The 20,736-nt window shown below is 66.3% G+C and carries 18 protein-coding genes; 13 read left to right on the top strand and 5 right to left on the bottom strand.

Going from position 1 to position 20,736, the window contains the following annotated elements:
• Positions 1–7: 7 nt before the first annotated feature.
• On the bottom strand, positions 8–1,027 hold the full coding sequence (locus ACTXG9_RS10700; RefSeq protein WP_021202255.1) for a zinc-binding alcohol dehydrogenase family protein: 1,020 nt from the start codon (positions 1,025–1,027) through the stop codon (positions 8–10).
• Between the two features lie 358 nt (positions 1,028–1,385).
• On the opposite strand from ACTXG9_RS10700, the gene ACTXG9_RS10695 reads away from it, so the two are divergent.
• From ACTXG9_RS10695 to ACTXG9_RS10680, 4 genes are all read left to right on the top strand, one after another.
• Positions 1,386–2,477: an OmpA family protein gene (locus ACTXG9_RS10695; RefSeq protein WP_019659558.1), complete on the top strand. Its 1,092-nt coding sequence runs from the start codon at positions 1,386–1,388 to the stop codon at positions 2,475–2,477.
• Between the two features lie 220 nt (positions 2,478–2,697).
• Positions 2,698–3,204 (top strand): hypothetical protein, encoded by a 507-nt coding sequence (locus ACTXG9_RS10690; protein WP_014646073.1) that lies wholly within the window; start codon positions 2,698–2,700, stop codon positions 3,202–3,204.
• Positions 3,205–3,224: 20 nt separating this feature from the next.
• On the top strand, positions 3,225–4,034 hold the full coding sequence (locus tag ACTXG9_RS10685; protein WP_019659557.1) for a pseudouridine synthase: 810 nt from the start codon (positions 3,225–3,227) through the stop codon (positions 4,032–4,034).
• A gap of 84 nt (positions 4,035–4,118) precedes the next feature.
• Entirely contained in the window at positions 4,119–4,454 is a 336-nt protein-coding gene (locus ACTXG9_RS10680; protein ID WP_019659556.1) for a hypothetical protein, read from the top strand.
• Positions 4,455–4,572: 118 nt separating this feature from the next.
• On the opposite strand, the gene kbl is transcribed toward ACTXG9_RS10680, so the two are convergent.
• On the bottom strand, positions 4,573–5,781 hold the full coding sequence (gene kbl, locus ACTXG9_RS10675) for a glycine C-acetyltransferase (protein ID WP_021202257.1): 1,209 nt from the start codon (positions 5,779–5,781) through the stop codon (positions 4,573–4,575).
• A 200-nt stretch (positions 5,782–5,981) separates the two neighbouring features.
• Between kbl and ACTXG9_RS10670 the strand changes: the two genes are divergently transcribed.
• On the top strand, positions 5,982–6,677 hold the full coding sequence (locus tag ACTXG9_RS10670) for a TorF family putative porin (protein ID WP_021202258.1): 696 nt from the start codon (positions 5,982–5,984) through the stop codon (positions 6,675–6,677).
• Positions 6,678–6,862: 185 nt separating this feature from the next.
• Here the strand turns inward: ACTXG9_RS10670 and tdh are convergent, their stop codons facing one another.
• Entirely contained in the window at positions 6,863–7,885 is a 1,023-nt protein-coding gene (tdh, locus tag ACTXG9_RS10665) for an L-threonine 3-dehydrogenase (protein ID WP_026346966.1), read from the bottom strand.
• A 478-nt stretch (positions 7,886–8,363) separates the two neighbouring features.
• Between tdh and ACTXG9_RS10660 the strand changes: the two genes are divergently transcribed.
• Positions 8,364–10,526 carry a S46 family peptidase gene (locus ACTXG9_RS10660; RefSeq protein ID WP_021202994.1) on the top strand — a complete coding sequence of 721 codons (2,163 nt, stop codon included), beginning with the start codon at positions 8,364–8,366 and terminating at the stop codon, positions 10,524–10,526.
• Between the two features lie 135 nt (positions 10,527–10,661).
• Here ACTXG9_RS10660 and ACTXG9_RS10655 read toward each other — a convergent pair whose 3' ends face one another.
• On the bottom strand, positions 10,662–11,285 hold the full coding sequence (locus tag ACTXG9_RS10655; RefSeq protein ID WP_111104139.1) for a hypothetical protein: 624 nt from the start codon (positions 11,283–11,285) through the stop codon (positions 10,662–10,664).
• 226 nt (positions 11,286–11,511) lie between these two features.
• Here ACTXG9_RS10655 and ACTXG9_RS10650 point away from each other — a divergent pair, with 226 nt between their 5' ends.
• From ACTXG9_RS10650 to ACTXG9_RS10625, 6 genes are all read left to right on the top strand, one after another.
• Entirely contained in the window at positions 11,512–12,156 is a 645-nt protein-coding gene (locus ACTXG9_RS10650; protein WP_005408242.1) for a histidine phosphatase family protein, read from the top strand.
• A gap of 35 nt (positions 12,157–12,191) precedes the next feature.
• Positions 12,192–13,463, top strand: coding sequence for a bifunctional tetrahydrofolate synthase/dihydrofolate synthase (gene folC / locus ACTXG9_RS10645; protein WP_456115728.1), 1,272 nt, complete (start codon positions 12,192–12,194; stop codon positions 13,461–13,463).
• Positions 13,464–13,543: 80 nt separating this feature from the next.
• Complete coding sequence (locus ACTXG9_RS10640) at positions 13,544–14,587, top strand: SPOR domain-containing protein (RefSeq protein WP_021202992.1); 1,044 nt, start codon at positions 13,544–13,546, stop codon at positions 14,585–14,587.
• 46 nt (positions 14,588–14,633) lie between these two features.
• On the top strand, positions 14,634–15,413 hold the full coding sequence (locus ACTXG9_RS10635; protein WP_019659549.1) for a CvpA family protein: 780 nt from the start codon (positions 14,634–14,636) through the stop codon (positions 15,411–15,413).
• Between the two features lie 30 nt (positions 15,414–15,443).
• On the top strand, positions 15,444–16,910 hold the full coding sequence (gene purF, locus ACTXG9_RS10630) for an amidophosphoribosyltransferase (RefSeq protein WP_019659548.1): 1,467 nt from the start codon (positions 15,444–15,446) through the stop codon (positions 16,908–16,910).
• 9 nt (positions 16,911–16,919) lie between these two features.
• Complete coding sequence (locus ACTXG9_RS10625) at positions 16,920–17,744, top strand: ferritin-like domain-containing protein (RefSeq protein WP_111104135.1); 825 nt, start codon at positions 16,920–16,922, stop codon at positions 17,742–17,744.
• A gap of 22 nt (positions 17,745–17,766) precedes the next feature.
• Here the strand turns inward: ACTXG9_RS10625 and ACTXG9_RS10620 are convergent, their stop codons facing one another.
• Positions 17,767–19,224, bottom strand: coding sequence for a DUF2235 domain-containing protein (locus ACTXG9_RS10620; protein ID WP_021202989.1), 1,458 nt, complete (start codon positions 19,222–19,224; stop codon positions 17,767–17,769).
• A 225-nt stretch (positions 19,225–19,449) separates the two neighbouring features.
• On the opposite strand from ACTXG9_RS10620, the gene ACTXG9_RS10615 reads away from it, so the two are divergent.
• Positions 19,450–20,703 (top strand): M12 family metallo-peptidase, encoded by a 1,254-nt coding sequence (locus tag ACTXG9_RS10615; RefSeq protein WP_207049469.1) that lies wholly within the window; start codon positions 19,450–19,452, stop codon positions 20,701–20,703.
• Positions 20,704–20,736: the final 33 nt, after the last annotated feature.

Below are 20,736 nucleotides of genomic sequence, written 5' to 3'. Positions count from 1 at the left end.
TGACGCTTCAGTCGTCCCAGCCCACCAGTGCCAGCTTGCCCACCGTGCGTCCGCTGGCCAGGCGCTGATGCGCAATGTCCAGATTTGCCGCATTGATCGTGCCCAGTGACTCACTGAGCGTGCCGCGCAGCTGGCCAGCATCGATCATGCTGGCGGCGCGGCTGAGGATGCGGTGCTGTTCGATGCGGTCGGCGGTGGCAAAGCGCGAGCGCGCGAACATGAATTCCCAGTGGATGCCGATGCACTTGGCCTTGTAGGGATCGCCGATGCGCAGCGGGCCACGTGGCTCGACAATCAGCCCGACATGTCCCTGCGGCGCCAGCAGCTGGCCCAGCTCATCCCAGTACCGGTCGGTGTCGGCCAGGTTGAGTGCGACCTGCACCGCGTCGATGCCGAGCGCATGCAGCTGGGCCTGGAGCGGCTGCCGGTGATCAATCACGTGCCGGGCACCCATCTGCCGGCACCAGTCGGCCGAGGCTTCGCGCGACGCAGTGGCGATCACCTCGAAACCCGCATGGCGGGCCAGCTGGATCGCCATCGAGCCGACGCCGCCCGCACCGCCGATCACCAGCAGGTTCTGGCCGGCGTGGCGGCAATCATCCAGCCGCAGGGGCATGCGCTCGAACAGCAGTTCCCAGGCAGTGAGCGTGGTCAGCGGCAGTGCCGCGGCCTCGGCGAAATCCAGCGTGGTGGGTTTGCGCGCGACCAGACGTTCGTCCACCCATTGGTACTGCGCGTTGCACCCCGGGCGGGTGACATCACCGGCGTAATAGACCTCATCACCGGACGCGAACAGGCTGGCCTCGTCGCCGATCGCCTCCACTACGCCGGCCGCGTCCCAGCCAAGGATGCGAGGTGCCTGGAGCGTGGCTGGATCCGTGCTGGCACGCTGCTTGCCGTCGACCGGGTTGACCGAAATCGCCTCGACCCGCACCAGCAGGTCGCGCCCCCGTGGAGGCAGCGGCGGAGGAAGGCGGATATCGCACAGCGCGGGGGCGGACTCACGACTCAGGGCGACGGCTTTCATCACGGCTCCGGCTGGGTTCGTGGTTTCCATCATAAGGTTCCTCACCTTTTCGCAGAGACGCTGAACTGCTCATCGCAGCGCGCTGCGCAATGTGTCGTTTCCAACGCCTAAACCCCGTCAAACCCTTGCAGCGTGAGGGTCTTGCGGATTTTCATCATCCTGTATAGGGTTTCAACGTCGGACCGATGGACGGTCGGGCGCGACACTTCACATGTTACGGGACTGTTAACATGGCCTTCACCCGCCTGAGCATAATGTTCGCGGCGGTGGCGTGCTGAATCGGCTGTCGTACATCGACGCACTTGTGCTGGCCCATGCCTCTACCGGTTTCATACCCCCGAAATAGGAGCTGTACTCAATGAACAAGAAGATCCTTACTGCCGCGCTGCTGGGCGGCCTGGCTTTCGCCCAGGCAGCTTCGGCGCAGGAGTTCGATGACCGCTGGTACCTGACCGGTTCGGCCGGCTTCAACTTCCAGGACAGCGACCGTCTGACCAATGATGCTCCGTTCGTGACCCTGGGCCTGGGCAAGTTCATCAGCCCGAACTGGTCGCTGGACGGTGAGCTGAACTATCAGAACCCGAACTTTGATTCGAACAAGGACCTGAACTGGTCGCAGTACGGCGTCTCGCTGGACCTGCGTCGCCACTTCATCAAGGAAGGCCGCGGCTGGAACCCGTACATCGTCGGTGGCCTGGGCTACCAGAAGTCGGAAGAAGAGTACCCGGCGCTGAATGCCAACGGTCCGCGCCAGCGTAAGGACGGCAACGTTGCCGCCAAGCTGGGCGTCGGCCTGCAGACCACCTTCGAAAAGCGCGTTGCTGTCCGCGCCGAAGTGGCTTACCGCGCTGACTTCGACGACCAGAGCGTTGCTGCTCCGAACGAAGACTGGTTCGGTGACGTGCTGGCTTCGGTCGGCGTCGTGATCCCGCTGGGCCCGGCTCCGGTCGCGGCTGCTCCGGCTCCGGCTCCGGTTGCCCCGAGCTGCGCCGATCTGGACGACGACGGTGACGGCGTCAACAACTGCGACGACAAGTGCCCGAACTCGCAGCCGGGTCAGACCATCGGTCCGGACGGTTGCCCGGTGCCGGTCTCCATCGACCTGAAGGGCGTCAACTTCGACTTCGACAAGTCGAACCTGCGTCCGGACGCCGTGGCGATCCTGAGCGAAGCCACCGAGATCCTGAAGCGTTACCCGGATCTGCGCGTTGAAGTTGCCGGTCACACCGACTCGAAGGGTACCGACGCTTACAACCAGAAGCTGTCGGAGCGTCGCGCCACCGCCGTGTACAACTACCTGACCAAGAACGGCGTTGACGCCGGTCGCCTGGTCGGCCCGATCGGCTACGGCGAGAGCCGTCCGATTGCTCCGAACACCAACCCGGATGGTTCGGACAACCCGGAAGGTCGCGCCAAGAACCGTCGTACCGAGCTGAACGTCCAGAACTAAGTTCTGACGCTCTGCCAGTAGGACACAGCAGGACCCGGCTTCGGCCGGGTCTTGTTGTTTCTGCGGCACTCAATCCAGGCATCTGGTGGTCTGCAAGTAACCGTTCGTCGGGTTTTTATCCTTAAAACCAATGAGTTGCCGTATTCATTGAAAGTGGCGCTTGAAAGCTGTCGCGGCATTGCTAAACTCGCCGCGTCCCTTCCTTTCCTGGATGCCCCTCATGCTGCGCTCTGCATCGGCCGCCTTCCTGGCGCTGGCCCTGGTTCCCGCCGCCCACGCTGCGGTCGATTGCTCGGTCAACACCAGCGCCTCGCCGCTGCCGTTGCCGGCCACGACCATCGCGCCGGTGGCCGACGAGCTGTACATCCGTGGCAACCAGCTGGGCATGCCGGCCGGTGTGCTGAGCAGCAACTACGATCCGTCGCAGTCGCTGGACCAGGTGCTGCAGCGCCTGCGCATCGACGGCTGCCAGAACATCGCCAAGGCCATCCCTAGCGCACCGGCGGTGAAGCCGAACGATCCGGCGGCCTACAAGCCGCAGACCGAATTCGACAACACGCCCTGGCGCTTCGACATGAGCCAGAACGGCAAGCGCATGACCGCCGAAGAGTTCGACGCCTGGATGAAGGCGCGCGGTGTGCGCGTGGTCAAGGCGCGTCCGGCCCCGGCCGCCACGCCGGCGGCGGCTGAAGCACCGGCTGAGACCAAGCCGGTCGACAAGAAATAAGCACCGCGGGGAGCAGAGGCTTGCGCACGCGCCGCCCACCTGCTGCCCCCGCTGCCCGCTCCCACGCACCGCGTGGGCGTGCGACTTCCGCTGCCGCTTCCGCCGGTGTCCGCCATGGCCTGGCGCGCGTACTGTCCAAGGCCGGCGTGTGCTCGCGCAGCGAGGCCGCGCGCTGGATTGCCGAAGGCCGCGTACGCGTGTCCGGCCGGATCGTGCGCGACCCGGAATTTCCGATTGGCCAGCCGGTGCCGCCGATCGAGGTCGATGGCCAGCCCATGGGCGCGCCACAGCGCCTGTACCTGATGCTCAACAAACCGCGCGGGGTAGTGACCACCGCGCAGGACGAGCGCGGCCGCGACACCGTCTACCGCTGTTTCGATGGCGCGGGGCTGCCGTGGATCGCGCCGGTCGGGCGCCTGGACAAGGCCAGTGAAGGGCTGTTGCTGTTCAGCAACGATCCGCAGTGGGCGGCGCGCCTGACCGACCCGCAGACCGGGCCGGACAAGACCTACCACGTGCAGGTTGATGGCCTGCCCGATGACGCGACGCTGGCGGCACTGCGGGCCGGCGTGGAGGACGAGGGCGAGTTCCTCGCCGCCCGTGCCGTGCGCGTACTGCGCAGTGGCGACAAGACCGCATGGCTGGAGGTGGTCCTCGACGAGGGCCGCAATCGCCATATCCGCCGCCTGTTGGCGGCCTTCGACCTGCAGGTGCTGCGCCTGGTCCGGGTCGCGATCGGCGGGCTGCAGCTCGGCGATCTCGGCAAGGGCCAGTGGCGGGTCCTGCAGGTCAGCGACCAGCAGCGGCTGGGGGCCGCTGCACCGGGCTGATCATCGCCCGTGGCCGGCGTTTGCCGGCCGCCGTTCCAGGCGTAGGGGGCGCCTGGCTGTCGAATATCCCGAACGGAGCCTGCCATGTACCACCTGACCCTCAATCAAACCCTGCGCTGCGCAGGCCTGCTGCTGCCGATGGTGCTGCTGAGCGCCTGTGGTGGCCACAAGAAGGTGGCCAAGGCGGAAACGCCGGCCGAGACCCCGGTGGTGGAAGTGAAGACCCCGGAGCTGGATGGTCGCGGCAGTTACCGCTTCCTGATGAGCAACGGCGACAAGAAGATGACCGCCGATGAGTTCGATGCCTGGATGAAGGCCAACGGTATCCGCGTAGCCAAGGGCAATGGCCAGGATGCCGCCGCCAAGCCGGTGGTGGTGGCCAGCAAGGACGAGCCGAAGGGCAAGAAGAAAAAGAAGTGACGCGCGTCGCGCGTCATTTCGGTAGCGCCGGGCCGTGCCCGGCGAGCGCATGGCGCGGCTTTCGGGAAATCGCCGGGCATGGCCCGGCGCTACCCCTGGGGATCCGACCCCGGTGCGGTCAGCCCTTGACCACGCCCAGTTCGACGCCGATGCGCGTGAATGCATCGATCGCGCGGTCCAGATGCTCGCGGCTGTGCGCGGCGCTGATCTGGGTGCGGATGCGCGCCTGGCCCTTGGGTACCACCGGGAAGAAGAAACCGATCGCGTAGATGCCTTCTTCGAGCAGGCGCTCGGCGAACTTCTGTGCCAGCGGCGCGTCGTACAGCATCACCGGGCTGATCGGATGTACGCCCGGCTTCACGTCGAAACCGGCCGCGGTCATTTTTTCGCGGAAGTAGGCGGTGTTCTCGGCCAGCGTGCTGCGCAGGTCGTCGGCGGCGGCCAGCATTTCGAATGCCTTGATGCCTGCGGCCACCACGTGCGGCGGCAGCGAGTTGGAGAACAGGTACGGGCGCGAGCGCTGGCGCAGCAGTTCGATCACTTCGGCGCTGGCGCAGGTGAAGCCGCCAAGTGCGCCACCCATGGCCTTGCCCAGGGTGCCGGTGATGATGTCGATCTTCTCCAGCACGCCCTTGACCTCGGCCGAACCGCGGCCGGTGGCGCCAAGGAAACCGGTGGCGTGGCATTCGTCGATGTGCACCAGCGCGTTGTACTTCTTCGCCAGCGCAGTGATCTCGTCCAGCGGCGCGATGAAGCCGTCCATCGAGAACACGCCGTCGGTGGTGATCAGCTTGGTCTTGCAGCCGGCGGCATCGGCGGCCTGCAGCTGGGCTTCCAGGTCGGCCATGTCGCAGTTGGCGTAGCGGAAACGCTTGGCCTTGCACAGGCGCACGCCGTCGATGATCGACGCATGGTTCAGTGCGTCGGAAATGATCGCGTCATTCTCGCCAAGCAGTGGCTCGAACAGGCCGCCATTGGCATCGAAGCAGGCCGCGTACAGGATGGTGTCCTGCTTGCCGAAGAAATCGGCGATCTGCTTCTCCAGCTGCTTGTGCAGGTCCTGGGTGCCGCAGATGAAGCGCACCGACGCCATGCCGAAGCCGTGGCTGTCCAGCGCGTCCTTGGCGGCCTGGATCAGGTCCGGGTGGTCGGCCAGGCCCAGATAGTTGTTGGCACAGAAATTCAGCACCGTGCGGCCGTCGTCGAGGGTGATCTCGGCCGACTGCGGGCTGGTGATGATCCGCTCGGACTTGAACAGGCCCTGGGCGCGGATGGCGTCCAGTTCCTCGGCGTAGTGGCGGGTCAGGGCGGAGGAGGGGTCGGTCATGGCGTGGGCACGGTTCTGAGCGGGGAAACCGCTGATTCTACCGGGCATCGCCGCTTGCCAACCGGCGCAGTTGCGGCGCCACCAGAGCGGACACATGTTGCATCGCAATAGCAAACGGGTTAAAAATTCGTGAACCGGCGCTGTCCCGCTCCGGCCGCCCCGCCTTCCGCGCCACGCCACCGCCCCCACCGGAGACGCTCATGAAGCACGCCCGTGCCTGCCTCGCCATTGCCGCTGCCCTGTCCATGGCCGCCCCGTTCACCGCCAGTGCCCAGGAAGACGAATCGCCGTACAGCTGGAACGTCACCGCCGTTTCCGATTACCTGTTCCGTGGTGTCTCACAGACCGACGAAAAGCCGACCCTGCAGGCGGGGTTCACCTACACCTCGCCGGTCGGCCTGTATGCCGGTGTCTGGGGTTCGGGCGTCGACTTCGGTCCGGGCGACCCGAGCACCGAGGTCGACTACCAGATCGGCTATGGCGTTGACGTCACGCCCCGCGTCAATTTCGACGCCCTGCTGAACCGCTACACCTACCTCGGTGCCAGCGAGCTGAACTACAACGAGCTGATCACCACCACCACGCTGGATGAGACCTACAAGCTGACGGTGGCCTACACCAACGATGTCTGGAACAGCAGCACCGATGGCTGGTACTTCGGCCTGGGCGGCAGCTGGGGCCTGCCGAAAGACTTCACGCTGAATGCCAACGTCGGTCGCAGCACCTTCGAGGACGGCATCGCCAAGGACTACACCGACTGGAACGTCGGCGTCGCGCGCCAGTTCGGCCTGTTCAACGTCGGCCTGGGCTACTACGGCACCGATGGCAACGGCCGTGACAACTCCGGCAAGCTGGCCCACAGCCGGGTGATGCTGAGCGTGGCCGTCGGCAAGTAACGCCGCAGGCGTTACGGCAGGTGCCAGGCTTGCCTGGCACGCATTGCGAAAAAGGCGCCCATCGGGCGCCTTTTTCAGTTCCGCGGTGTTCTTGATCCCATCTGGGGAAGAGCCCCCTTGTTGTTCAAGGGGGCGCGCCAAAGGCGCGGGGATAAGGAAACATGCGGGGGAATTGACCCTTCGGGTCAATTCCAGCTGAGCACGACCTTGCCGGCCTTGCCTTCTTCCATCAGGTCGAAGCCCTTCTGGAAATCGTCAATCGGCAGCTGGTGGGTCATCACCTTGCCGAGCGGGAAGCCGGACAGCACCAGCTGGGTCATCTTGTACCAGGTCTCGTACATCTTGCGGCCGTAGATGCCCTGCACGGTCAGGCCCTTGAAGATGATCTTGTCCCAGTCGCAGCCGGCGCCCTTGGGCATGATGCCGAGCATGGCGATCTTGCCGCCGTGGTACATGCAGTCGAGCATGTCATTGAAAGCGCGCGGGTTGCCGCTCATTTCCAGGCCCACGTCGAAGCCTTCCATGTGCAGTTCCTTCATCACGTCCTTCAGCGACTGGTTGGCCACGTTGACCACGCGGGTAGCGCCCATGTCGGCGGCCAGCTTCAGGCGGAAGTCGTTGACGTCGGTCACCACTACGTTACGCGCGCCGATGTGCTTGCAGATGCCGGCGGCGATGATGCCGATCGGGCCGGCACCGGTGATCAGCACGTCCTCCCCGATCACATCGAATTCCAGCGCACAGTGCGCGGCGTTGCCGTAAGGATCGAAGAACGCGGCCAGCTCCGACGGAATCTGGTCCGGGATCGGCCACAGGTTGCTGGCCGGCATCACCATGTATTCGGCGAACGCGCCGTTGACGTTGACGCCGATGCCGACGGTGTTCGGACACAGGTGCGGGCGGCCGCCCCGGCAGTTGCGGCAATGACCGCAGACGATGTGGCCTTCGGCCGAGACGCGCTGGCCGATCTCATAGCCGGTCACTGCCGAGCCCAGCGCGGCGACGCGGCCGACGAATTCGTGGCCGATGGTCAGGCCCGGCTTGATGGTGCGCTGGCTCCACTCGTCCCACAGGTAGATGTGCAGGTCGGTACCGCAGATCGCGGTCTTCTCCAGCTTGATCAGGACCTCGTTCGGGCCGGGGGTCGGCACCGGAACTTCTTCCAGCCAGATGCCCTTGGCTGCTTCGCGCTTGACCAGGGCCTTCATCGTTTGCTGCGCCATCGGGGTGGAACTCATCAGGGGGAAAGCGCGGATTATAGGGTGCCGGACGGAATTCCCATGTTGCGCTGCGGGTGCAGTGGTGGAACGAAAGGCGTGCGCCGGCGGGCGTTTCGAACGTACTGCGAACAGCGGCGCCTCCCTGATCCGGGAAAGGGGGCGTGGTCACCCTGGCCGGGACACGCAAAAGCCCATCCATGGTGCTCGATGGCGCCTTGCTCGTGCGCGCTATCCTGCGCACACGGCAAGACCGGGGTTGGGCGTCCTGCCCAACCTGCCAGTCGCATGCGCCCGGCCCATGGCACCAACGGTCCCGTCCAGGGTGACCACGCCCCCTCTGGACGATTTCCGTGTGCGCGGCCGACGTGCGCGTGGCAGAGCAAGAAGCAGGCCCATGACTTCCGGGGTTCGGGCCGGGGCAGGGCGGCGGGCTACAATCGAGGGTTCCACTACCAGGGGCCGCTCCATGCGCTCGAACCTGCTTGCATTTTCCATCGTCGCCAGCCTCGGGCTGGCCCAGGTCGCCCATGCCGCTGAAGGCATGTGGGTGCCGCAGCAGCTGCCGGAAATCGCCGGCCCGCTGCAGAAGGCCGGCCTGAAGCTGTCCCCGCAGCAGCTGTCCAACCTGACCGGCGACCCGATGGGCGCGGTCGTCGCCCTCGGCGGCTGCACCGCCAGCTTCGTCTCGCCGCAGGGTCTGGTGGTCACCAACCACCATTGCGCGTATGGCGCCATCCAGCTGAATTCGACCGCGCAGAAGAACCTGATCAAGGACGGCTTCAACGCGCCGACCCTGAAGGACGAACTGAGCGCCGGCCCGAACGCCCGCGTGTTCGTGCTCGACCAGATCACCGACGTCACCGCCCAGGCCAAGGCCGCCATCGCCGCCGCCGGCAATGACCCGTTGGCCCGCAGCCGCGCGCTGGACGCCTTCGACAAGGCCCAGGTTGCCGCCTGTGAGGCCGATGCCGGTTTCCGCTGCCGCCTGTACAGCTTCTCCGGCGGCAACACCTACCGCCTGTTCCGCAACATGGAAATCAAGGATGTGCGCCTGGTCTACGCGCCCCCGGGCAGCGTCGGCAAGTTCGGCGGCGACGTCGACAACTGGATGTGGCCACGCCACACCGGCGATTTCTCGTTCTACCGCGCCTACGTCGGCAAGGACGGCAAGCCGGCCGCCTTCGCCGCCGACAACGTGCCGTACCAGCCCAAGCACTTCCTGAAGTTCGCCGACCAGCCGCTGGGCGCCGACGACTTCGTGATGGTGGCCGGCTACCCGGGCCGCACCAACCGCTACGCGCTGGCCGGTGAGTTCAACGAAACCGCCAGCTTCACCTACCCGACCATCGCCAAGCACTACAACGCGGTGCTGAAGCTGATCGCCGACGCCGGCAAGGCCGACGCCGACGTCAAGGTGAAGTACGCCGCCACCGCCGCCAGCATGAACAACGTGGCCAAGAACTACCTGGGCCAGCTGGAAGGCTTCAAGCGCATCGACGCCGCTGGCCAGAAGCAGGCTGAAGAAGCCGCCGTGCTGGCATGGCTGAAGAAGCAGGGCGCTGCCGGCAAGCCGGCCCTGGCCGCACACGCGCAGCTGCTCAAGCATCTGGATACCAGCAAGGCCACCCGCGAACGCGACCTGTTCGTCGGCCAGTTCAACAACACCTCGGCCGTTGGCGCGGCGATCACCCTGTACCGCCTGTCGATCGAGCGCAGCAAGCCGGATGCCGAACGCGAAGCCGGTTACCAGGAACGCGACCTGACCACCATCGAAGGTGGCCTGAAGCAGATGGATCGTCGCTACGTGGCGAAGATGGACCAGCAGCTGCAGGCCTACTGGCTGGAGCAGTACGTGGCCCTGCCGGCCGCGCAGCGCGACAATGACGTGCTGAACAAGTGGCTGGCCGGCAGCGATGCCGCTGCGGTGAAGTCGGTGGTGGCCAAGCTGTCGGGCACCGAGCTGGGCAGCCTGGATGCACGCCTGAAGTGGTTCAAGGCCGACCGTGCCGCGTTTGAAGCCAGCAGCGATCCGGCCATCCAGTACGCCGTGGCTGTCATGCCGGCACTGCTGAAGCAGGAAGAGCAGAAGAAGATCCGCGAAGGCGAATCGCTGACCGCGCGCCCGCTGTACCTGCAGGCCGTGGCCGACTACAAGAAGAGCCAGGGTGAGTTTGTCTACCCGGACGCCAACCTGTCGCTGCGCATCACCTTCGGCAACGTCATGGGCTATGGCAAGGACGGCGTGACGTACACCCCGTTCACCACCCTGGAAGGCGTGGCGGCGAAGGAGACCGGTGAAGATCCGTTCGATTCGCCGAAGGCGCTGCTCGATGCGGTCAAGGCCAAGCGTTACGGCGGCCTGGAAGACAAGCGCATCGGTTCGGTGCCGGTGAACTTCCTGTCCAACCTGGACATCACCGGCGGCAACTCGGGTTCGCCGGTGCTGGACGCCAACGGCAAGCTGGTCGGCCTGGCCTTCGATGGCAACTGGGAATCGGTCAGCTCCAACTGGGTGTTCGACCCGGTGATGACCCGCATGATCGCCGTCGACAGCCGCTACATGCAGTGGATCATGCAGGAAGTGGCGCCGGCGCCGCAGCTGCTGAAGGAACTGAACCTGGTGAAGTAAACCGGTTGCGGTAGTGCCGGCCGCTGGCCGGCAACGCCTGCAGACACTGCCGGGCGGTGCATCCACGCATGGCGTGGATCTACTGCAAATCCTCAAACCCCGCGACGTCTGTCGCGGGGTTTTTTGTCAGCAGCCCTAAGCGGTTTCCCAGGGAACCGGGCGCCCCATTCCCGACACATCGCTGCCCGCTCCGAGCACCCGACAGTGATTCCAGTAGTCATCTTCCGAGCCCTCAAGGCCGTCGAGATGCAGGCGGACGGATGGGATAGGCCAGCTGTGTTCCATTGCAGCCAGCGCGATCAGCTGTTCGCAAACGTCTTCGTCCGGTGCATCCAATCCGGACAACAAGCGCTCGAACGCTTCATAGAAATCTTCCTCGGGATCGTTCAGGGCGGCAATTTCGTCCATTTCGATTGAAATGAACTCATACGGTGCGTCTTCAATCACCCGTTCGAGCATGTTCACGTACGGAGCAAGATCACCGATACCCTTGAATGCCTGGACGACGCCTGTGCGGCGGCGCCGAAGGGTTTCGAGCACTTTCTGTTTGGGTGCCGAAGGTGCCTGTCCGATCACAACTTCGCCATCGACTTCGAAATCAGCCCGCTGGAAATCCTCGGGTGTGAAAAGCGCCGGCCACAGCAGCGGTATGCAGTAGACATCGTTTGCCAGTGTCTGCACGTCGGAATCGTAGTCGACGGAGAAGCTGGGATAGATGCCCGGCAGGGGGCTGCAGCACAGATAGGATCGATTGGACATTGATCGGCCCGCAAAGGCTCCAAGCGTGGACGTCCGGTGCCAGCAATACCATCAGATTAGTTGCATATTGCAAAGTGAACGTGGCTGTCCGCTTCGACGTCGTTGGTTGCACTCCATCCCTAGCTGCCCGGCCGGGTGCGCCGAACAGGTATCATCCCTGTTCCGCGTGCTTCACAGGATGTGAACGAAACGCGGAAACCTCCTCCCCCCAGGACCCCTTGCACGCATGCGCATCCTGCTTGCCCGCCACGGCGAAACGCCGTGGAACGCCGAAGGCCGCTACCAGGGCCAGATCGACATCCCGCTTTCGCCGATCGGCGAAGCCCAGGCCCAGGCCCTGGGTGCCCGCCTGGCCTCGGTGGACATCACCCGTGCCGTCGCCTCGCCGCTGTCGCGCGCGCAGCGGACCGCGCAGCTGGCGCTTGGCGCCGCCCGCGCCGACATGCTGCTGACCGAGCCGGAGCTGCAGGAAATCGCCCACGGTGAATGGGAAGGGTTGCTGGCCAGCGAGATCCACGAGAAGGATCCGTCGCGCCTGCAGGCCTGGCGCGAGGAGCCGGATACGGTGTTGATGCCCGGCGGCGAATCGCTGCGCCTGGTGCTGGAGCGCAGCTGGCGTGGCCTGGCCCGCGCCACCGAAGGCCTCGGCGAGCACGACACCCTGCTGGTGGTTGCGCACGATGCGGTCAACCGCGTGATCCTGTGCAAGGTGCTGGGCCTGCCGCTTTCCCGGCTGTGGACCTTCCGCCAGGCACCGACCACGCTCAACCTGCTCGAAGGCGCCGACCTGGACAGCCTGGAAGTGGTGCGCCTGAACGACTGCGCCCACCACACGCCGTTCTTCGGCGAAGCCAAGCACCGCGCCCTCTGATTCCCGAACCACCTGCTTCTGCTGGAACCCCTGCCGTGACGAACACCCCGACCACCCTGGCCGACTGGCTGGACTACATTGAACGCCAGCACCCGGCGACCATCGACATGGGCCTGGAGCGCGTGCGCGCCGTGGCCACCGCGATGGGCCTGGGGGTGCCGGGCAAGCGCACCATCGTGGTTGGTGGCACCAACGGCAAGGGCTCGACCGTCGCCTTCATCGAAGCCATTGCACGTGCCGCCGGCTGGAAGGTTGGCGCGTACACCTCGCCGCATCTGCTGCGCTACAACGAGCGCGTGCGCATCGACGGCCAGGACGTGGACGATGCGGCGCTGGTTGCTGCGTTCAACGCCGTCGAGGCCGCACGCGGCGAGACCACGCTGACCTATTTCGAGTACGGCACGCTGGCCGCGCTGCAGCTGTTCGCCGACGCCGGGCTGGACCTGGCGGTTCTGGAAGTGGGTCTGGGCGGTCGCCTGGATGCGGTCAACATCGTCGACGCCGATGTGGCCGTGATCACCACTGTGGACATCGACCATGCCGAATGGCTGGGCGAAGACCGCGAAGCAATCGGCACCGAGAAGGCCGGCATCATCCGTGGCTGGAAGCCGGTGATCCTGGGTGAGACCGACCCGCCGTCGAGCGTGCTCGCACGGGCCTACCTGGTGGGTGCCAACGCGATCCGCGGCGGCAGCGACTATTTCTACGAGCCGATCGATGCCCAGCGCTGGCGCTGGCGGGACGTTGGCCTGCGCATGGAACTGCCAACCCCGGCGCTGGCCGGGCCGATCCAGCTGGCCAATGCGGGTGCCGCCATTGCTGCGCTGCGCGCGCTGGACAAGCCGGTGCCGCGCGCGGCGTGGGCCGCTGGTATCGCGGCGGCGCATATCCCGGGTCGGCTGCAGGCGTTCGAGCGAGATGGCGTGCAGATCCGCGTCGACGTCGGGCACAACCCGCAGGCGGCGGGCCAGCTGGCCCGTGCGCTGAAGGCCGAAGCGTCGGCCGGGCGCACCTTGGCGGTGTATGCCGCATTGCAGGACAAGGACGCGGTGGGTGTGGTGCAGGCATTGCAGGGCGTGGTTGGCGAGTGGACCCTTGCCGGCCTGGACGGCCCGCGCGGCCAGAGTGCCGCCCAGTTGCAGGCGCGCCTGGCCGAGACCGATGCTGGCAGCGCGCAGCTGGCCGCTTCGGTCGGGCAGGCGCTGGCGCAGGTACTGGACCGGGCCGAGCGCGGTGACCGCGTACTGGTGTTTGGCTCCTTCCATACCGCCGCCGCCGCGTTGCAGTGGCTGCAGCGCAACGCCTGAGCCACGTTCAGCCAATCCCGACGCCGTCCGGTCCGGCACCCGTATAATCGACCGCAACCTCCGGACAGTTGCCGCCTCACGTGGATACGCCTCTGAAACAGCGTCTGATTGGTGCCATCGTGCTGGTCGCACTGGCCGTGATTTTCCTGCCGATGCTGGTCAAGGGACCTGCACCGGACAGCGGTGTGGCCTCGGTGCCGATCGCCGCGCCGGACGCGCCGGCCGATGGCCAGTTCGAAACCCGTGAACTACCGCTGGTGGCTCCGGCCGGTGGTGCCACCGGCCTGCAGACCGGGCAGGCCAAGCCGCTGCAGGACGCCGCCACGCCGGCCACTCCGCCGACCGTGGACACCTCCCCGGCGGTTGCTGCCGGCAACTACGCCGTCACCTTCGGCGCCTACGGCAGCAAGGCCGACGCCGATGCCGTGATTGCCTACCTGCAGCGCTCGCAGCTGCCGGGCTTCGCAGAAGCGACCACCATCAACGGCCGTCAGGCATGGCGTGTGCGCGTGGGGCCGTACGCCGACCGTGCACAGGCCGAGGCCGCCCGCCTGCAGGCGGTGAAGATCCGTGCCGATGTGAAGGCCGAAGTGATCACCCTGGATGCCGCAGCGGACAGCAGCGCCCCGGTGGCAGCCACCCCGGCACCGGCTACGCCGAGCGCCAGTACCCCATCCGCCGCCACCGCGCCGTCGGCCAGCAGCAACCCGGTGCGCAGTGAAAGCCTGCCGCCGAGTACGCCGACTGCAACGACCACTCCGGCGGCCAAGCCCGAGCCGCCGAAGCCGGCGCCGAAGCCCGAAACCCCGAAGCCCGAGCCGAAGCCGGAGGCCACCGCGAGCAAGCCGGCAACGGCCCCGGCCACGCCGGCAGCACCGGCCGCCAGCGGCGTCGGCTTTGCCGTGCAGCTGGGCGCGTTCGGCCAGGCCAACGATGCCAACGCCCTGCGCGACAAGGTCCGCGCCGCCGGCTTCAGTGCTTTTGTCGAGCAGGTGCGCACCGAAAAGGGCACCCTGCATCGCGTCCGCGTCGGGCCGGTGGCCAACCGTGGCGATGCCGAGCAGCTGAAGGCGCAGGTCGCGGCCAAGGTCGGCGTCGCCGGCATGGTCCGGCCGCACCCATGACCCACGCGCAGCCGCGTTGCCAGCGCCGCCGAAGGAGCGGGGCGCCATGATCGACGTGGTGCTGCTGATCGTGATCGCCGCCTCCACCCTGCTGGGGATGCTGCGCGGCTTCGTCGGCATCGTCATTGGCACCCTGTCGTGGCTGCTGGCCGCGTGGGCGGCCTTCGCCTTCGGCAATGATGCCGCCCATTGGTGGGCTGCCCCGGCGGCCCCCGGTGGCGAACACTTCGTCGGCGGCTACCTGGGCGTCGGCATCGGCGTGATGATCGTGGTCGCGGTGATCGGCATGGTCATCAAGGCCCTGGTCCACCGCAGCATGCTGACCAGCCTGGACCGCCTGCTGGGCGGGGTGCTGGGCGCCGTGCGGGGCGGCCTGATCGCAGCGATCCTGCTGCTGCTGGGCAGTTTCACCCCGTTGACTGCCGAACCCTCCTGGCAGCGCTCGGCGGTGCGCCCACTGCTGAATCCCACCGTTGCCTGGATGAACAGCAAGCTGCCGCACTGGGAGGTTCCCGGGGCCGATCTGCTGCCCAAGGCCTTGCCGACCGACGCGCTGTCCCCATCTGCATTGATGGAGTTGGGCAAGAACGCAGGCGCCGGGTTGGGAAAGCCGGGCGCGGCAGGCGATAATGGCATCCTCAACCAGGTAGTGGCAGGCAGCGGATGGCTGCGGCCTGCGAAAGCGGAACAGGGCGATTCCTACGATCCGGCGGAAGTGCGCCCGGATGCTCCTGCACTGCCGGACAGTATCGAGCCGGGCGATCCGGCCAACGTCGACCGCGTGCGCGGCGACCACCGCGGCCAGGTACGGCCACCTTCCTTGTAACTGGGCACAGCCCAGCGGAGACCTCGCATCATGTGTGGCATCGTCGGAATCGTCGGCAACCAGAACGTCGCCGGGCAGTTGTATGACGGCTTGACCGTCCTCCAGCACCGTGGCCAGGATGCGGCGGGCATCGCCACCGCCAGCGGCAGCCGCCTGCGCGTGCAGAAGGCCACCGGCCTGGTCCGCGATGTGTTCGATGCCCGCACCATGTCCACCCTGGAAGGCAGCGTGGGCATTGCCCACGTGCGCTACCCGACCGCCGGTTCGGAAGGCATGGACGAGGCGCAGCCGTTCTACGTCAATTCGCCGTACGGCATCGCGCTGGCCCACAACGGCAACCTGATCAACACCGAGGTGCTGCGCCAGCAGGTGTTCGAACAGGACCGCCGCAACGTCAACACCGATTCGGACAGCGAAGTGCTGCTGAACGTGTTCGCCTACGAACTGGAACAGCAGCGCCAGCTCAGCCCGGAAGCGGCCATCCGCGCGGTGGCCGGCGTGCACCGCCGTTGCAAGGGCGGCTATGCGGTGGTCAGCGTGGTGCTGGGCCTGGGCCTGGTCGCCTTCCGCGACCCGCATGGCATCCGTCCGCTGGTGCTGGGCAAGCGCAGCCATGCCGAGGGCGACGAGTACATCGTGGCGTCCGAGTCGGCCGCGCTGGACGTGCTGGGCTTCCAGCGCGTGCGCGATGTGCAGCCGGGCGAAGCGCTGGTGATCACCGCGCGTGGCGAGCTGTTCTCGGAGATCTGCGCCGAGCCGGCCGAGCACACCCCGTGCATCTTCGAATACGTGTACTTCGCGCGCCCGGACTCGATGATCGACAACGTCTCGGTGCACAAGGCGCGCATGCGCATGGGCATCAAGCTGGGCGAGAAGATCCTGCGCCTGCGCCCGGACCATGACATCGACACCATCATCCCGATCCCGGACACCTCGCGCGACGCGGCGCTGGAAATCTCCAACGTACTTGGGGTGAAGTACCGCGAAGGCTTCATCAAGAACCGCTACATCGGCCGTACCTTCATCATGCCGGGGCAGGGCGAACGCGTGAAGTCGGTGCGTCGCAAGCTCAACCCGATCCACCTTGAGTTCCGCAACCGCGTGGTGCTGCTGGTGGACGATTCGATCGTGCGTGGCACCACCAGCCAGCAGATCGTGCAGATGGCCCGTGACGCGGGCGCGCGCAAGGTCTACCTGGCCAGCGCCGCGCCGCCGGTGCGCTACCCGAACATCTACGGCATCGACATGCCGGCGGCCGAGGAACTGGTCGCGCACAACCGCACCGTGGAAGAGATCGAAGCCCACCTGGGCTGCGACTGGCTGATCTACCAGGACCTGGAAGACATGGAAGCGGCAGTGAGCGAAGGCAACCCGGCGCTGCGCAGCTTCGATTCGTCCTGCTTCAACGGCCACTACCCGACCGGCATTGAACCGGGCTACTTCGAGCGCATCCAGCAGCTGCGGTCGGACGACGCCAAGCACAAGCGCCGCGCCTGAGGACCAGGCGTGGTCGATGTACCCGACGTTGGTGGCGACCTGCTGCGCGCAGCGCAGCAGTGCCTGGCCGAAGCCGACCCGCTGCGCAAGGTTGCGCTGACCCAGGCGTATGCGGCCGCGTTCCGTGCCGGTCGCCTGAAGGTGGCGGCCGATGCGCCACCGCCGGAACCGATCCGCATGCCGGGCCGGCCAGCGCAGCTGATGCTGGTGCATCCGCGCGAAGTTCCGCGGCGCGGACTGGGTGGCGTGGAAGGTCGGGCTGCCTTCATCCACGCCATCGCCCATATCGAACTCAACGCGATCGACCTGGCCTGGGACGCGGTGTACCGCTTCCGTGGCCTGCCGTCGGCGTTTCATGCCGACTGGGTCAGCTGTGCCGACGACGAATCGCGGCATTTCATGCTGCTGCGCGAGCGCCTGCAGGTGCATGGCCACGACTACGCCGACTTCCCCGCGCACAACGGCCTGTGGGAAATGTGCGAAAAGACCGCGCACGATGGCCTGGCACGCATGGCGCTGGTGCCGCGCGTGCTGGAAGCGCGCGGCCTGGACGTGACGCCCGGCATGATCGAGAAACTGCGCAATGTCGGTGATGGCGAAACCGCCGATGTGCTGGAGGTGATCCTGCGTGAGGAAGTGGCGCATGTTGCCGCCGGTTCGCGCTGGTACCGCTGGTACTGCGACCGCGCCGGTGTCGAGCCGCGCGCACGTTTCAAGGAACTGCTTGTGGAGTATGCCGGCGGCTACCTGCACGGGCCGTTCAACATGGAAGCGCGCCTGCTGGCCGGGTTCGATGCGGATGAGCTGGCCAACCTTGTCGAGCAGGCCGGCTGAGAACAGGGGAGGTCCCCTTTTCTTATGCGTTCGGCAACACCACGCGCTTGCCATCCACGGTTGGCCGGTTGATATAGAACAAGCCAGGGCCTGGTCGATACGGCAGTTCGCTGACGCCGGCATCGGCGGCGTAGGTCAGTGCGGTGTCGCCCAGTGCATCGAAGTTCCAGTGCGCCGACTGCATCAGGTAACGCCGACGCAGCAGCGCCTCCTGTGTCGCCGTCAGTGGCTGTCCGGCCACCAGGCGCCGTGCGATAGGCCGCAGGGCGGACGGCAGTTCCCAGCCGGGAACCTCGGCGGCATTTGCAGTCCATTGCACGCCGGCATCGATGGCCTGCTGCTGCATCACCTGCAGTGCGATCAGCTGGTAACGCCAGTCGATGGGCCGGCGCAGTACCACAGCGGCGGTCACATACAGCACCGGTGACAACAGCACGCTGCGGCTGCCGGCGCGTCGCTGCTGCTGCCACTGGTGCCAGACATCCACCCAGATTTCCTTCTCGTCCACGCCCAGCTGCTGTCGCCAGCGTTCGGCATCGGCCTGTGTTTCAGCATAGGCCGTGGTGGCCTGCAGCATCGCCAGTGGAGGAATCTGGTAGTCGGCAACCGCGGGGCGGCGCAGCAACTGCCGGCGCGGGCGACTGAGCAGCTTGGGTCCTTCGTCGAGCTGGTTGTAGCCGCCACCGATGTTGGCGTGCACGCCGGGCAGGGCAATCTCGGTGAACGGCGGCGCCACGCTGGTCAGTGCATAGTGCTGGCGATGTTCATCACGCGCGGTGAGCTGCACGACGTGGCGTGCGATGCCACTGCGCAGCGCCAGTTGCGGCTGTTCCTCGGCGCGGCCGCCATTGACCGCGACAACGGTGTCGAACAGCCCGATGAAGCGCAGCACCGGCGTGGACGGGGCGAAGTTCGCAGTGCAGGACAGGCCGGCGGCCTGTAGCAGCTGGCGCCAGCGCACGCCGTCCCAGCCCTGAAGTTGGTTGGCGATGTCACGTGCGGCAGCAGCGCCGCGTGAATAACCGAACAGGTCCAGCTGCACGCCATGCAGCGGTCGCTGCCAGCGTGCGGATAGTCCCGACAGTGCGGCCGGAAGCAGCACCTGCAGCGCGCGCTGCACTTTCGCGCGCACACCACTGGCGCCGATGCCGAACGCCAGTCCGATCAGGTCGTCGTCGGCATCGTCGCGGGTGCCCACGCCTTCCACGTAGATCGACAGCGAAGGTGTGGCCATCGCATCGCGGCGGCTGTCCGGATACAGCTGCTGCAGGCGTGCGATGTTGGTCAGGCCGTTGTCGTAGCTGCTGGTCAGCCGGCTCTGGTAGGTCGAATCGTCATCCGCACGCAGCTGCGCCGGACGTGGCTGCGGAACCCGGGGGCGACCGCGTGCCAGGTTGTGTGCGTTGTTGCGGGTGCCATCGAAGAACAGGCCTATCCGCAGCAAGCCGACATCTTCGTCCGTGTCCTGCGATGGAGCCATGTGCATGTCCCGTCGTGGCTACGTCACGGTAGCGCGAAAGCGGTGTATTGGCGAAGTGTAGTGACGCTTTTGACCTTAATTAACGTAGATGCGGTGGATCACAGTTCCTGATTTTCATCTCCGTCTTCTATTGAATTCACACGGCCCACGCAGGCCATATGGCCAAACCCGGCAAACCCGGGCGTGCTGCATCAACGCTGTTCACATCATTCAAGGAGCGACGCAATGTTGTCCAGATCGATTGGCAAAGCGGCAGGTGGCCTGGTGTTGGGTTTGTCGGTGGCAGCGGCCGCGCAGGCGGCACCGTTGTTCGAGCCAGTGACGGTCATCAGCCGTGCATCGGCAAACAGTGAGCCCGCGCTGGGCAAGCTGCTGGCCACCCCGTCCACCGCGACGGTACAGGAAGTGCGTGTCGATGCAGCTGCCACCGCGCAGCCGCAGCTCGAGTTCGAACTGCTCGGCCGGCGCGTGCAGGCGGTGCGCAGCAAGGTGGAGGCGCTGCCCGATGGCGGCAGCATCTGGTACGGCCAGTTCCGCTCCCCTTCGGACAAGCTGACCGCTGCCACGTCCAATGGCCAGGACGATCCGGGCAATTCGCTGATCCTGGTGCGCTCGGGCGACACCATCACTGGGTCGATCCGCAAGGACGGCAAGCTCTATCGCCTGCGCCCGCTGGGCAACCGCCACGTGCTGGTGGAAGTGGACGAATCGCGGATGCCGGCCGACCATCCGGCCGACTACAACCAGCTGCCGAAAATCCCGATGGGCGCCAACGATCGCATCGGTACCGCACAGGCGTCGTCCGGCACCCCGGCCACCATCCGCGTGCTGGTGGTGGCGACCAATGCGGCCGTGGCGGCCTATGGCGGCAACATGCAGTCGCTGGTGCAGCTGGCCGTGGCCGAGTCCAACCAGGGGTATGTCAACAGCAACGTGGGCATCACCATGCAGCTGGCCCGCTACGAGACCACCAACTACACCGAATCGGGCAGCTTCGATACTGATCTGGCCCGCTTCCGTGGCACCAGCGACGGCTACATGGACAGCATCCACACCAGCCGGAACACCTACACGGCGGACGTGGGCGTGCTGCTGATCAACAACAGTGCGTACTGTGGCCTGGCCTCGGGCATAGGCTCGACGGCTTCCACCGCCTTCGCGGCGGTGTACTGGGATTGCGCGACAGGCTATTACTCGTTCGCGCACGAGATCGGCCACCTGCAGAGTGCACGGCATGATATCGCCACCGACCCGAGCACCTCGCCGTACGCCTATGGCCATGGTTATCGCTATGAGCCGTCCAGCAGCACCGGCTGGCGCACGATCATGGCCTACAACTGCACCCGCAGCTGCCCGCGCCTGAACTACTGGTCCAACCCGAACATCAGCTACAACGGCATCCCGATGGGCAACGCCAGTACCGCCGACAACCAGCGCGTGCTGGTCAATACCAAGGCCACCATCGCGGGCTTCCGCTGAGGCCAGGCGCCGGCCAGGGGCGGTGTCTGCCCG

This window comes from Stenotrophomonas maltophilia group sp. LNF247 (assembly GCF_054083135.1).
The sequence above is the reverse complement of the archived record's forward strand: the minus strand, read 5'-3'. Positions and strand labels throughout refer to the sequence as shown.